12 protein-coding genes are annotated in these 12709 nt (G+C 64.6%); 7 read left to right on the top strand and 5 right to left on the bottom strand.

Annotation, left to right across the window (positions count from 1 at the left end; genetic code table 11):
* From EJB06_RS05300 to EJB06_RS05290, 3 genes are all read right to left on the bottom strand, one after another.
* Positions 1-788: HlyD family secretion protein (locus tag EJB06_RS05300; protein ID WP_164557820.1), on the bottom strand; the 788-nt coding region annotated here is incomplete at its 3' end.
* A gap of 218 nt (positions 789-1006) precedes the next feature.
* The gene (locus tag EJB06_RS05295) at positions 1007-1807 is read right to left on the bottom strand and encodes a ferritin-like domain-containing protein (RefSeq protein WP_126072939.1); all 801 of its coding nucleotides are present in this window, start codon (positions 1805-1807) and stop codon (positions 1007-1009) included.
* Positions 1808-1864: 57 nt separating this feature from the next.
* Positions 1865-2743, bottom strand: a complete 879-nt coding sequence (locus EJB06_RS05290; protein WP_229426938.1) for an MBL fold metallo-hydrolase — start codon at positions 2741-2743, stop codon at positions 1865-1867.
* Between the two features lie 124 nt (positions 2744-2867).
* Between EJB06_RS05290 and EJB06_RS05285 the strand changes: the two genes are divergently transcribed.
* From EJB06_RS05285 to EJB06_RS05275, 3 genes are all read left to right on the top strand, one after another.
* A complete protein-coding gene (locus EJB06_RS05285; protein WP_126072937.1) occupies positions 2868-3860 on the top strand; it encodes a GlxA family transcriptional regulator in 993 nt (330 codons plus the stop codon).
* Between the two features lie 179 nt (positions 3861-4039).
* Positions 4040-4813 carry a hypothetical protein gene (locus EJB06_RS05280; RefSeq protein WP_126072936.1) on the top strand — a complete coding sequence of 258 codons (774 nt, stop codon included), beginning with the start codon at positions 4040-4042 and terminating at the stop codon, positions 4811-4813.
* 301 nt (positions 4814-5114) lie between these two features.
* The gene (locus EJB06_RS05275; protein WP_126072935.1) at positions 5115-5798 is read left to right on the top strand and encodes a hypothetical protein; all 684 of its coding nucleotides are present in this window, start codon (positions 5115-5117) and stop codon (positions 5796-5798) included.
* 16 nt (positions 5799-5814) lie between these two features.
* Here the strand turns inward: EJB06_RS05275 and EJB06_RS05270 are convergent, their stop codons facing one another.
* A complete protein-coding gene (locus EJB06_RS05270) occupies positions 5815-6147 on the bottom strand; it encodes a lipoprotein YafT (protein ID WP_126072934.1) in 333 nt (110 codons plus the stop codon).
* A gap of 182 nt (positions 6148-6329) precedes the next feature.
* On the opposite strand from EJB06_RS05270, the gene EJB06_RS05265 reads away from it, so the two are divergent.
* Entirely contained in the window at positions 6330-6530 is a 201-nt protein-coding gene (locus EJB06_RS05265; RefSeq protein WP_126072933.1) for a hypothetical protein, read from the top strand.
* A 108-nt stretch (positions 6531-6638) separates the two neighbouring features.
* Positions 6639-7814: a sensor histidine kinase gene (locus EJB06_RS05260; protein WP_126072932.1), complete on the top strand. Its 1176-nt coding sequence runs from the start codon at positions 6639-6641 to the stop codon at positions 7812-7814.
* 175 nt (positions 7815-7989) lie between these two features.
* On the opposite strand, the gene EJB06_RS05255 is transcribed toward EJB06_RS05260, so the two are convergent.
* Positions 7990-8691: a hypothetical protein gene (locus tag EJB06_RS05255; RefSeq protein WP_126072931.1), complete on the bottom strand. Its 702-nt coding sequence runs from the start codon at positions 8689-8691 to the stop codon at positions 7990-7992.
* Positions 8692-8954: 263 nt separating this feature from the next.
* Here EJB06_RS05255 and EJB06_RS05250 point away from each other — a divergent pair, with 263 nt between their 5' ends.
* Together EJB06_RS05250 and EJB06_RS05245 are read left to right on the top strand one after the other, a co-directional pair.
* Entirely contained in the window at positions 8955-12242 is a 3288-nt protein-coding gene (locus tag EJB06_RS05250) for an nSTAND1 domain-containing NTPase (RefSeq protein ID WP_126072930.1), read from the top strand.
* On the top strand, positions 12242-12655 hold the full coding sequence (locus EJB06_RS05245) for a DP-EP family protein (RefSeq protein WP_126072929.1): 414 nt from the start codon (positions 12242-12244) through the stop codon (positions 12653-12655). Before EJB06_RS05250 ends, EJB06_RS05245 begins: the two co-directional genes overlap by 1 nt.
* The last annotated feature ends 54 nt before the right edge of the window (positions 12656-12709 follow it).

Raw genomic sequence — 12709 nt, 5'->3', positions numbered from 1 at the left:
CTATCGTGGTGTCCGAAATTACTTGACCACAGCACTGCCTCTGTCAAAACGGAACGTAATTCGGCGCCAATCCTTTCGCCCTGCACTCTGAGTTGTTCGCGCATACTTTCTTGCTGGGCCTTTTCGCGCTTTAAGGCACTCAAAAACTGACGCGACTCGATCAGGTCGTTCTCTTTCGCGTGCACCGTCAGCGCAGCCATCATTCCCTGATTGCCCAGGATCCGCGCCGCATCCACCGTCCTCTCATGAATCTGTACTCGTTCGTTCTGCAAATGGATCGACCCGGCGATTTGGGATAGATCGGCGTCAATACCCTTGCGTCGCGTTACAAGCTCTTCGCGCTGGCGCAAGAGTTGATCGCGCCGCGCGTTCGCCTGGCTCGCCTGCAAGTCGAGCTGGCTTCGCTGATTCTCGCGCAGGCTTACTGAAAGCGACTCGCCGTGCTCGAGTCTCGGCGTGGAAGAGACAAACATGAGAACTTGCCCACCTCGCACGCGATCGCCCTCATTGACAAGTACCCGCTCTGCAATGCCGGATTTCGTTGCCATAATTCGAAACGTTCCCGCTGCCGGCGTCACTTGTCCAATGACAGTTTGTTTGTGCGCGTAATGCGTAGTACAGACAAACCAGGCCGCGACGGCAAACAGGGAGGCGAGCAATAGGGTCAGGCTCCACTGCGGTATCCCAGCGGGCATCGCAGGCACACCAAAGCCCTCAGCCTCAGTCAGGCGGACCTCCCGCCTGAACAGTTCTGCAGCCTGCTGCTCCTGACTAGCCTCGTCGTACATTTTTCGAACCATGCGTGATATGGCATGCCGACATTCGTGACGACCACCTTGTGTGCTTCGATGCGACCGTACGAATTTAGTTCCGAACCCGCATAAAAAAATTTTGGCGAATCCATCAACCTGAACTTGTTTCATCCGTTTGCAAGTACAAAGACCCGCCGTGAGACCTGTTGGATGGCACGCGAAACACAGTGTTGGCTGTTACATATCACCCGTGCTCAGGACAAGGCTGCCAGCTCATCCTCGGTAAACCCCGCCCGCCGGCGCGCCTCCAGATTGAACGGGCCCTTGAGCACCGGCGCTTCGTAGCGCAGCGCCAGCGCGGCGTATGCCGCCTGCGGATCGAGCGCGCGCGCGTCGCACAGATGGCGATACCAGCGGTTGCCGATTTCCACATGCCCGACCTCGTCGCGCAGGATGATATCGAGGATCGCGGCCGCCGCCATGTCGCCCGCCTGCGCGATTTTTGCGCGCAGCGGCGGAATCGCATCGAGCCCGCGCGCCTCAAGCGTGCGCGGCACCAGCGCCATGCGGGCCAGCACGTCGCCCTTGGTCTTCTCGACCATCTCCCACAAGCTGTCGTGCGCCGCGAAGTCGCCGTAAGCGTAACCGAGCACCTCCAGGTGCGCGGCCAGCATCGAGAAGTGATACGCCTCCTCCTTGGCCACGCGCAGCCAGTCGGTGTAATAGGCGTCCGGCAGGCCGGGGAAGCGCCACAGCGCGTCGAGCGCCAGGTTCATGGCGTTGAACTCGATGTGGGCCAGCGAATGGACCATCATCGCGCGCCCCTCCACCGTCACCATCGAGCGCCGCCCGACCAGGCGCGGCGGCACCAGCTGCGGGCGCTCCGGCCGGCCCGGAATCGGTCGCACGACCTCGAACGCGGCCTCGCTGTCGACGCGCCAATCGCCGTCCAGCCGCGCTTGCGCCAGCGCGGCGATGGCCGCCGTCTTGGTGGCCGGATCGGGTTCGAGTAAGCACTGCAGCGCATGCGCGCGCAGTTCCAGCGGGTGGGCCATGGCATTACCTTGTACGTGAAATGGCCGCAGTATACCAAGCCGGCCCGCCGGCGCCGCTCAGAAGCGGTACGACTCGCCGTCGGCCGGCACCAGCACGCGCTGCGCATCCATCTTCATCCCGGCGATGTAGTCGCGCATGTCCTGACGCGTCTGCATGGCGTGGTTCACGGCTTCCATGTGGATGCCGACCACGGTCGCCTTGGGCGCCAGCTGGTAAGCCTTGTACAAGTCTTCCTTGCCCATGATGATCGATCCGTCCATGCCTGTCACGCGCGCGTAGCCGGTGTTAAGCACGATGACGTCGGGCTGGAAACGCGTGATCGCCGCCTCCACATCGCCATTCCAGATGGTGTCGCCGGCCACGTACACGCGCTTGTAGCCTTCGCGCTCGAACACGATGCCCGAGGCGGTGCCCAGCAGCGCCGCGAGCGGCTTAACGCGCATCATCCGGTCGGTGCCGTGCTGGCCGCCGGTCCGGATCAGTCGCGTGCCCTTGAACACCGTGTTCGCGTCCAGCGAGCGCACATTGGTAAAGCCATCCTTGCGGATGCTTTGCGCGTCGTCCTCGTTCTGCGTAAAGATCGGCATGTCCTTGGGCAGGCCCTGTTTGGCCGCATCGTCCCAGTGGTCGAGGTGGGTATGGGTGACGACGATGGCGTCGGCTTTCATCACCTCGGCCAGCGGCAGCGGGAGCTCGACCAGCGGGTTGCGCAGCTGGCTGTTGTAGGTGCCTTCGAAGCCGGGATACGCGCCCTTTTTTGCGAGCATCGGATCGACCAGGAAGGTGGTGCCGGCGTAACTGAGCTTGATGGTCGCGTTGCGGATGTGCTGGAACTGCACGGCGTCGTTGCCAACGCCCGGGCCGGCGCAGGCCGCGAGCGAGGTGGTCAGGGCGGCGGCGGCGGCGTAGCGCGTCAGGTTCTCGGTGGTGGACACAGGGTTCTCCTTAAAGGGTTTAACAGAGCGGGAAAGTGCGGTCTCCCGGCGACTGGGCGTATCTTGCGCCGATCCGGACAAGGCAAAAAGTGGCCCGAAGGCCGATCTTCGATATAATCGGGCCATGCGAAAAAACCTCCCGCTTCCGGCCGCCCGCAAAGTGGCCATCATCGCCTTCGACGGCATCACCCCCTTCCACCTGTCGGTGCCCTGCCTGGTATTCGGCACCGATGCCGGCGACGGCGCGGCGGCGCGCTTCGAGCTTGCCGTCTGCGCGGTCGAAGCAGGCCCGCTGCGCACCTCGGCCGGCTTTGCCATCGCGCCCGAATCCGGCCTCGCCGCGCTGGACGACGCCGACATCGTCGTCATGCCGGCCTGGCACGACGACTGCCGCAGCGCGCCGCCGGTCCTGCTCGACGCCCTGCGGCGCGCCCACGCGCGCGGCGCGCGGGTGGTGGGCCTGTGCCTCGGCGCCTTTCCGCTGGCGCAGGCGGGCCTGCTCGATGGCCGGACCGCCGCCACGCACTGGGCGGCGGCGGACGCGTTCGCGAGCCTGTATCCCAAGGTGCAGGTCAACCAGGAAGTGCTGTACGTGGACCAGGGCGATGTGCTCACGTCCGCCGGGGTGGCGGCCGGCCTCGATTGCTGCCTGCACCTGCTGCGCCAGCTGTGCGGCGCCGAGATTGCCAACCGCGTGGCGCGGCGCCTGCTGATCGCGCCCCACCGCGATGGCGGACAGGCGCAGTTCATCGAGCGTCCGCTGCCCGTGTCGCACAGCGAGGGCCGCTTTGCGCAGGTACTCGACTGGGTGGCCAGGCATCCGCAGCACGCGCACAGCATCGACGCCCTGGCCGAACGCGCCGCCATGAGCCGGCGTAACTTCACGCGCCACTTCCGCCAGAGCACCGGCACCTCGTTCAAGCAATGGCTGCTGAACCAGCGCATGGCGCACGCCCAGCGCATGCTCGAAAGCGGCGACGCCTCCATCGAAGTGGTGGCGCAGGAAGCGGGCTTCGGCACTGCGCTCTCGCTCAGGCAGCACTTCCGCACCGTCCTGCGCACCTCGCCATCGGCCTACCGCAAGCTGTTCCGCTCGGACCAGCCGGCGGCCGCCTGATCTACAAGGAAACAATATTATGGTTTAGATAAATTATGTAAAAAATCAAGGTTTGGCCCATGCATTGGAAATACAGTTTCCAGACTGTTCAAGCCGAAAGGCAATGCGATGAGCAGCGTTGTTGAAGGGCATGTCCGATGCCCTCGACGTGGGAGTCTTACCTTGAACCTGGAGTGAAAATGAATAAGCAAAGCACCAATCGCATTCATTTGAAAACCGCAGCAATCTGTCTCGGCCTGCTGGCCGGACTGGCCGGCCCGACTGCTTCCGCACAGTCGACCCCCTCGGCCAAAGCGACGTTCGCTTACACCTCGCTCACCGTTCTGCCGCCTTGCAACAGCACCGATGCCGCCGGCTGCGACGGCAAAGGCAGCGATGGCTGGACCAGCATCCTCAAGCAGCAGCTGAAAACGGCGAACCAGAAAGACCTGTTCGTCAACGCGTCGCTGCAATGCGGCATCGTGACCGATACCACCGTCAAAAGCGTCAACGGCTCGCTCGATACGGCGGAAGCGCGCGCAACCATCCGCGTGAAGGTGAAGATCACCAGCCCGACCGGCGTCGTCTCGTATGCCCAGCCCGCCACCGGCAGCGATGCCATGAACGCGGTCGGCGACGGCATCGTGTTTTGCGACCGTTCGCAGACGCTCAAGGCCAAGTTTTCCGGCCTGAACTGCAAGGCCGATGCCTACGGCACGGTGACCTGCGCCGATCCGGAAGAACTCCAGCTGATCCTCAAGACCCTCAACGCCAACGCCTTCAATTTCGTGGCGCCTGCCATGGGCAGCGGCGTGAACACCATCGAGGTGCTGGCGCGCTCGTCGGCCAGCGGATCCGCCACCGGCACCAACGGTTCGCTCGGTAGCGCCAATGCCTTCGTCGGCGCGGGCTCGGTCGCCGTCGAAGAAGTTCGCATGATCAAGGGCAATACCGGCGAAACCATCAGCTTCTGATCCAACGGCGCAATGCCGCTGGCTGCCTTGGGCGGTGCATGACGCCGCTCGAGGCACGCGTCCCACCTCGCTGCCATCCCGCGCAGCACGCAGCACGCTCTCCCGCAAGCGACGCATTTACCGGTTTCACCAACTGAGCGTGAAGTCGACCTGCCGGTATGCCGGGACGACAAACCATGTTGTCCGTCGTGACATAGTGACTATTCGTTAGTATTCCCGAAAGCAAAGATAGTAGACTCTGGGGAATAGTGGGCAAGCGCGGTGCTGCCCACGCTGACGACTCTCTCCAGAAACGGAACGTATGAAATTGACCAGGATTTGCGCAGCTGCGCTGCTCTCGATTCAACTGGCAGGCTGTTCGGGTAATGCCGAACTCGATGCCGCCAATGCGAAAATCGCCTCGCTGGAAGCGCAGCTGGCGAGCGAGAAAGCCCGCATCGGCGGCGCGGACGCGTCCAGCGCCGGCGGCAAGAACGGCGCCAAGGATGCGCCGGCGGCCGCAAAGGCCAGCGCCAGCGCCAGCGCCCCGGCACCCGGCGGCCAGCAATGGAAATACGACGCCGACGAAGACAAGATGACCGGAACGACGGTCTATCATGCGACCGTGAAAAGCAGCAATACGGTCGACTTCACGCCCCCGTATTCCGGCGCGCAGCATGGGTCCCTGGTTTTACGCTCTGGCAAGGGAAGCGGAAAGGACGTCATTTTCACGATTCAAAAAGGTCAGATCATGTGCCACTCGTACCAGGATTGCCATGTCCTGGTCCGCTTCGACGACGAGAAGCCCGTGGTGTACGCCGCGGCCGGGCCGTCGGATAACAGTTCCGAGACGATTTTCCTGCGCGGTTACGACAAGTTCGCAGCCAGGATGCGCAAGGCCAAGATGGTGCGGATCTCGGTCGACATCTTCCAGCAAGGCTCGCCGGTGTTCGAGTTCGATGTGAGCGGCTTCGATCCCGACAGATTCCAGCCCAAGGGCAAATAATCCACGCACCGGAGCGTCATGGATCGAGCAAGCGGCTTGCGCGCCATCCAGGCCGCAAGCCCGCCGCGCGCGAGCCGCGCGAGCTGAAGTCGACATCGTCGAACGGCTCCGGCGAGAACATCGACCAGTGGCCGGTCTTGACGGCGATCAGCGCCACTTTCAGGCGGATCCGCATGCGCTGGTTTTCGTCCGGAACCAGCGCACCGAGGATCGGCACCCAGGACACCACCTCGGTCGACAGGTTTTCCCTGCCCGATTCCAGCACGCCCCAATACACCATGATCTTTTCGGTACCGCTGCGCGCGGCCGCCAGGCGCAGGTGGCCGGCGTAGGTCGCCCCGCTAAGCAAAATATGCAGTCGGTGCCGGTCTCTTTGTGACGAAAAGTTTCACCGCCGTCGGCGCCGCGCGACACATCGCGCAAGCGGGATGTCAACCGAATGGCGCCGCCATGCGCTATGGATAAACAGGCCGGCGCCACAAGCACGCCGCCTGTCCGCCATCCTGTTCAACAAGCCCGAAAGGAAGCGCCATGCCCGCACGCCCACAACGCGTCACACCCGAGGACGCCTTCATCATCGTGCAACAGCGCGGACATGACCGCGTCGTGTTCGAAGTCAACGCCGGCAAGATGGTCTCGATTCGCGTCGAGCCGGAACCGGATCGCGCGCCCGGCGACGACATCACACACGAGACCGCCTTGGCGGAGATGGATACCCGGGGCAGTTGCTGACAGAGCGCTTCAAGCGTCAGGCCAGCATCGCAAAAATACAGTACGCTTGTCGTTCTCGAACGATTGTCCGGCCGGTGACGGCGATGCAAGCAGACGGAAAGGGATGACATGACACTGGCGACCGATCAGGACGGCGGCGCCCGGCCATTGTCCGCAGTGGCGATGGCGCTGGAGGGGATCCGGGAACCGGTGCTGGAGCACTGGGCGATGCTGGTCCGGCGCCATGTGCGCGGCGCCCGGTTCCTGCTCACGCCGATCCTGATCAACACCCTGCCCTCGTTCTACGCCAACCTCATGCAGGCGCTCACGCCCGGCTATCCGCGCGACGACGCCACCAGCCACTCCAGCGCCGCCATCGCGCACGCCGGCGAGCGCGCCCGCATGACCGACTACGGCGCCGAACAGCTGATCCACGAATACCAGCTGTTCCAGGAAGCGATCCGGGATGTCAGCGCCGCCCACAAGCTGGTCATCAGCAGCGCCGACTGGCTGCTCATCGAACGCTCGATTAACGCCGCCATCCGCGAAGCGGTGCGCGCATTCACCGCGATTCATGAAGAACTGCGCCACAAGGTGGCGGCCGCGCTGTCGCACGACATGCGCACGCCGCTGGCCGTGATCGCCAACGGCGCGCAGCTGATCGAACTGGCCGAGGACCTGGCGCAGGCCAGGCGCCTGGGCACAAAAATCGCGGCCAATGCGATCCGCCTCGAGAACATGGTCGGCGAAGTGCTCGACGCCCTCACCGCGCACAACGGCGCGCGCCTGCCGCTGCGCCTGTCGCGCTTCGACATGCGCGAGCTGATCGTCGAGGTGCAGCGCGAATTCGCCGACCGCTACCCCGCCGCGCTGGAGGTGGCCGCGCCCAGCGTGACCGGCTGGTGGTGCCGCGAAACGCTGCGCCGCGCGCTCGAAAACCTGGTCGCGAATGCGATCAAATACGGCGACGGCGGCCCGATTCGCATCGCGCTGGCCGAGACGCGCGGGAATATCGTGCTCACCGTGCACAACACCGGCAATCCGCTGGACGAGGATCAGCGCTGCCGCATCTTCGACTACCTGCGGCGCGAACAGCAGGTGCAGGCGCAGGGCTGGGGCATCGGCCTGCCCTTCGTCAAGCAGGCTGCCGAAAGCCACGGCGGCAGCGTGGCCGTCGACAGCGCACCCGCCACCGGCACCACCTTCCTGATCGATGTGCCGGTCGACTGCCGTCCGTATGTCGATGCGGACAGCCGCGCGGCACCGCCGCTCTGCGCAGCCGAGCGCCAGTCCGTGTCCGACTGACACCGTTCGCACCGCCCATTCCTTGAAGACAGTGCGTTGCAATAGTTGCCATGCTATGCATATAACCACTTTTTGCTGGCCTACGCGACGACCGGGATCCTTGCGACCGTGTTTCACCACATGGAGCGAAGCGCTGGCGAATCTGGGCTTTGTTCTGGCCGACGACGGTGCCAGGCTACCATCCGCTATTGCCGCTGCGCTCGGCGCGCGTCACATGGTGCATCACGCTGGCGCAGATGCTCTCTGCCAATTGCTCCTGCAAACGGATAGCCTGCCCGGCCTCGGCATCGAACTGGCCGCTCCAGGCGATCGCGCCGGCGCCGATCTCGATCGCGCGGATCAGCACCCGGGTGCGCTCCTCGTCGCGCCGGATGCTGCCTTCGATGGCGTGGCTGGGCGCGGCGCCCTGGGCGCACTGGGCCACGAAGCGGTCGCCCAGCACGCTGTACATCTGGTGCGTCAGCTGTTCGTTCAAACCTTGCGCAAATGAAATATCAGGGGCGCGCTCGCTCATGCACACCAGCGGCGTCAGGGTCAGCCTGCGGCGCTGCGCGCACAGGCCGGCGGGCCCGGCCAGCGCCTCGATCTCCGGCAAATATTTCCCAAGTGGAATAACAAACCTATATTGTCCTCCCCTGCCCGCGCCAGCGTAGTACGTGCGCAGGCGTTCGCGCAACCGTCCCATCTGGACCCGCACGATCGGATCTTCGCCGGCGTGGTAGGTCGCCTCGTCGCGTCCGAAAGCGGCAATGCCGAGCGCATACTGGCTCAATTCGTGCTCGCGGTCGGCCAGGCGCGCCTCGACAATGAACTGAAGCAAATGGCGCATGCGCTGCGCCTTGACGAATTCCTCGCTGGCCAGCACCTCGGCCAACATTGCCCTTATGCAAACTTCTTGTGGGACCGCGCCGGCGGCGGAATGGTGTAATTGGCTGAACATGGCAAGTCTCCGAAAGAGCGGACAGAAATATGGTCTTTTTGCAAATGCCGGTGTAGGATGGCATTGAAGGCAAGCTTAGCGAATCCGTACGGCGACATTCTTCTGAAAACCTTCCCCTCCCAAGTGATTGATTTTCTTATGATTTTATTTTCCGTCTCACGCACAGGCGGCATACCCGCCGGTCCTCCTGGTAGCCGCGCTTGAGCCGCCAGCCATTCCGCTTCGGCGAATGGATGGTCGATCCGGCCACCAATTCGATCAGTTCGGCGGACTTGCTGAAGAAAATGGAGCCGAGGGCGATGGACGTCCTGATGGCCTTGTGTCAAAAAGCCAACACCGTCGTCAGTACAGAGCAATTGCTTGAGCAATGTTGGGGATCAACTTTGCCTGGCGATAATCAAGTTCACAAAGTCATCGGCCAGCTGCGGCAGGTGCTCGGCGACGACGTCTCGGTCGGCGACTATATCCAGACCATCCGCAAGCGCGGCTACCGCACGGTGGCGCCGGTCGAGTGGCTGGAAGTTGCGCCGGCGGCGCGGCCGGCCTGGCATGGCGACTCGCCCTTTCGCGGCTTGCAGGCATTCCAGGAAGAACACGCCGCCGTGTTTTTCGGCCGCAACGACGCCACCGTCCAGCTCAAGCAAGCCCTGCTCGCGCAGGCCGCGAGCGGGCTGGCCCTGATGCTGGTGCTCGGTCCCAGCGCGGCCGGCAAGACCTCGCTGGTGCGGGCCGGCTTGCTGCCGGCGCTGGCCGGCCCCCAGGCGCATGACTGGAGCGTGGCCTCGGCCATGACCATGGACCTGGGCGAAATCGGCGAACTGGGCCTGCTCGACGCCCTCGGCAGCGTGATCCTCGACTGGCACACCGACGGCCACCCGGTGTTCGCCGGCGCCAGCGCGGTCGCCCTGGCGCAGCGCATGGCCAACGACAGCGGCGCCGTCATCGGCGAACTGGCGCGCGCGCTGAGCGCCGCCCACGGCCCCGGCCGCAGCCGCTGCGCGCTCTTCATCGACCGCTTCGAGGCCCTGTTTACCCTGCCCCATATCGACGAGGCGGCGCGCCAGCAGTTTATCGACGTCATCGAAGCCTTTGCCCGCAGCGCATCGGTATTGGTCGTCATCGGTTGCCGCAACGACTTTTATCCGCGCATCGCCGAGTACCCTTTCCTGATGGTCTCGAAATCCACGGGCGGCCATTTCGACCTGGGACGCCCCTCGCATGCCGACATCGCGCAAATCATCCGCCTGCCGGCCCTGGCTGCGAACTTGCGCTTCGGCATCGATCCCGTCTCGCAGGCGCGCCTGGACGACATCCTGTGCGACAGCGCCCTGCACGGCCAGGATGCGCTGCCCCTGCTGCAATACACGCTGCAAGAACTGTACCGCCTGCGCACGCCCGAGGGCGAGCTGACGGTCGAAGCCTTCCAGCGGCTGGGCGGCATCGAGGGCGTGATCGGCCTGCGCGCCGAGGAAATGATCGGCGCCATGGACCAGGCGGTGCAGGAGGCGGTGCCGCGCGTGCTGTCGCTGGTGGTGACGCTGTCGGCCAACGAAGACAGCGTCACCAGCCGGCGCGCGCCCTGGACCGCGCTCCAGAACGGCGCCGAGCGCGCGCTGGTCAACACCCTGGTCGAAGCGCGCCTGTTCGTGAGCGAACTGGTGGGGGGCGAACCCGGCTTCGGCATCGCGCATGAAGCGATCCTGCGGCGCTGGCCGCGCGCGGTGGCGTGGATCGGCGCGCACCGCTCGGCCCTGCTGATCCGCGCCCGGATCCACCTGCTGGCCGGGCGCTGGGCCGCCGAGGGCCGCGCCAGCGATATGCTCATTCCCGCAGGCAAGCAGCTCGATGAAGCCCTCAGCCTGCTCGATGCCACCGCGTTTTCGCTCGCGCCCGACGAACTGGCGCTGGTGCGGGCGTCGCAGGCGCGCGCGCGGCGCCGCGTGCGCCTGCGCTATGCGACCTTCGGCCTGGTACTGTGCCTGGCCCTGTTCGCGGGGCTGGCCGCGCTCAGCGCCATGCAGTCCAGGGCGGCCGAGCAACAGCGGCGTGCCGAAGCGGAAGGCCTGATCGGCTTCATGCTGGACAACCTGGCCGAGAAGCTGCGCCCGCTGGCACGGCTGGACTTGCTCGATGACATAGGCGTGCGCGCGATCCAGTATCTGTCGCTCTCGCGCAGCGACGAGTTGAGTCAGGTATCGCTGGCGCACCAGGCCAAGGCCCTGCAAACCATCGGCGAGGTGCGCAGCGCGCGCGGCGACCCCGAGGGTGCGCTGGCGGCCCTGCAGGCGGCGCGCGCGATCACCTCGCGCCAGTTACTCATTGCGCCCAAGGATCCCGTGCTCCTCATGAATGCCGGCACCAACGCTGCCTTGATCGGGGAACTGCATCTGAAACGAAGCGAGTGGGACAAGGCGGGCGAGCTGTTCGGCGCTAACCGCGACTTCAGCGACCGTCTGGCGGCCGTGCGCCCTGGCGACCCGAATGCCTGGCTCGAACAATCGTACGCCCACAACAACCTCGGCACCCTGGCCATCATGCGCGGCAGGACGCGCGAAGCGCAAGCCGAATTCGCCCGCTCGCTGGCGCTCAAAACCCAGGCCTTCGGCGCCAGGCCGGACGACCGCTCGCTGGCGGCGGACCTGGCAGACACCCTGTCGTGGACGGCATCGGCCAAGGAAGAGCTGGGCGAGCTGGCGGCGGCGATGACGCTCTTCGAACAGGCACTGGCGCTGGCCGAGTCGCTACACCGGCGCGCGCCCAAGGATGCACTGTGGACCCACAAATATGCGCGCGCCTTGCAGCAACGTGCCGAACTGAGCCGGCACATGGGTCGCGACACAGCGGCGCTGGCCGACTTCGCGCTGGCCAGGCGCCTGTTAAGCGCCATCATTGAGGCCGAACCGAACAACCGCGTGTGGCAAGCCAACCTGGTATCGCTCTCGCTGGGCGAGCTGCGCATCCTGGGTGCGCGCGCCGACCCGCGCGCGCAGCCTGGCGCGCTGGACGCGGTGTTGGCCCGCATCGGCGAACTGACCAGGCTCGACCCGGGCAATGCCGAGTGGTCAAAGCTGGAAGCGACCGCCCTGCTGCGCGCTGTGCAGGCGCGCGCGCCGATGCGCTACGGTGCCGAAGCGCTGGACATGCTGCGCCGGGCCGACGCGCTGGCCGCCAGCGTCCACGCCAAGAACGAGTCCGATCTGCGCGCCCGCGCCATCCTGGCCGAGGCGGCGCTGACGCGCGCCCAGGTCGACCAGGCCGGCGGCGACCAGCCAGCAGCGCGGCGCCATTGCGGCAAGGCGATCGAGATACTGGGCAGCGAAGCTGCGGGGAGCATGAATTTCCGGCTGTTGAACCCCTTGGTGCGGGCCAAGCTGTGTTTGGGGGAGCAGGAAGATGCCATTGCCTCCATGGCAGTATTGGAGAAGATGGCGTTTAAAGAAGTAACTTACCAGATGTTTCTCTCGACTTACTCGAGCAAAGGAAAATAATGAATCAAGACACCGAGCCATTTGTAAAAACGACAGCCATCTGCATCGATACGGTTGCCTCCGGAAGTGGTAACGCGGGAGCGAACAATCAATACATGGTCTCCTATTCACCGTCGTCAGTAACGGTCAACGAGTACAACACGCTGCTCGTGTATTGGATCGTCCCGAAGACGGGGGCGAACTTTGTCTTTTACAATTACGCCGAAACCCAACCCGACGGTTTCCCACCGCAGTTGAGCAAGTCTGGGATTGTGTCGAACGACGGAAGCATCATGGCCATGTTCGACGCGGATTCGAACACGACGTGTATCGATCTCTCGATCACATTCACGTTTGTTGATAAATCCATCTCTCCGCCTGTCTATTTCTGCTTCGATCCGCAGGTCGGCAACGACGTTCGCGCCAAACCTTGAGTCGCACGCCGGCCGCGACGATGCCGGGGCCGGTTTTCATCGTTGAGCACTGTT

Source organism: Massilia atriviolacea (genome assembly GCF_003953935.1).
GTDB classification, from domain to species: domain Bacteria; phylum Pseudomonadota; class Gammaproteobacteria; order Burkholderiales; family Burkholderiaceae_D; genus Telluria_A; species Telluria_A atriviolacea.
Note: the sequence above shows the minus strand (reverse complement) of the source record. Positions and strands in the feature narration are given on the sequence as shown.

What these genes read in the sequence shown, in the direction of transcription:
- EJB06_RS05260 (WP_126072932.1), top strand. Translation starts at nt 6,639, where the DNA reads ATGACACTGGCGACCGATCAGGACGGCGGCGCCCGGCCATTGTCCGCA.
- EJB06_RS05295 (WP_126072939.1), bottom strand. Translation starts at nt 1,807, where the DNA reads ATGGCCCACCCGCTGGAACTGCGCGCGCATGCGCTGCAGTGCTTACTC.
- EJB06_RS05245 (WP_126072929.1), top strand. Translation starts at nt 12,242, where the DNA reads ATGAATCAAGACACCGAGCCATTTGTAAAAACGACAGCCATCTGCATC.
- EJB06_RS05285 (WP_126072937.1), top strand. Translation starts at nt 2,868, where the DNA reads ATGCGAAAAAACCTCCCGCTTCCGGCCGCCCGCAAAGTGGCCATCATC.
- EJB06_RS05275 (WP_126072935.1), top strand. Translation starts at nt 5,115, where the DNA reads ATGAAATTGACCAGGATTTGCGCAGCTGCGCTGCTCTCGATTCAACTG.
- EJB06_RS05280 (WP_126072936.1), top strand. Translation starts at nt 4,040, where the DNA reads ATGAATAAGCAAAGCACCAATCGCATTCATTTGAAAACCGCAGCAATC.
- EJB06_RS05265 (WP_126072933.1), top strand. Translation starts at nt 6,330, where the DNA reads ATGCCCGCACGCCCACAACGCGTCACACCCGAGGACGCCTTCATCATC.
- EJB06_RS05255 (WP_126072931.1), bottom strand. Translation starts at nt 8,691, where the DNA reads ATGTTGGCCGAGGTGCTGGCCAGCGAGGAATTCGTCAAGGCGCAGCGC.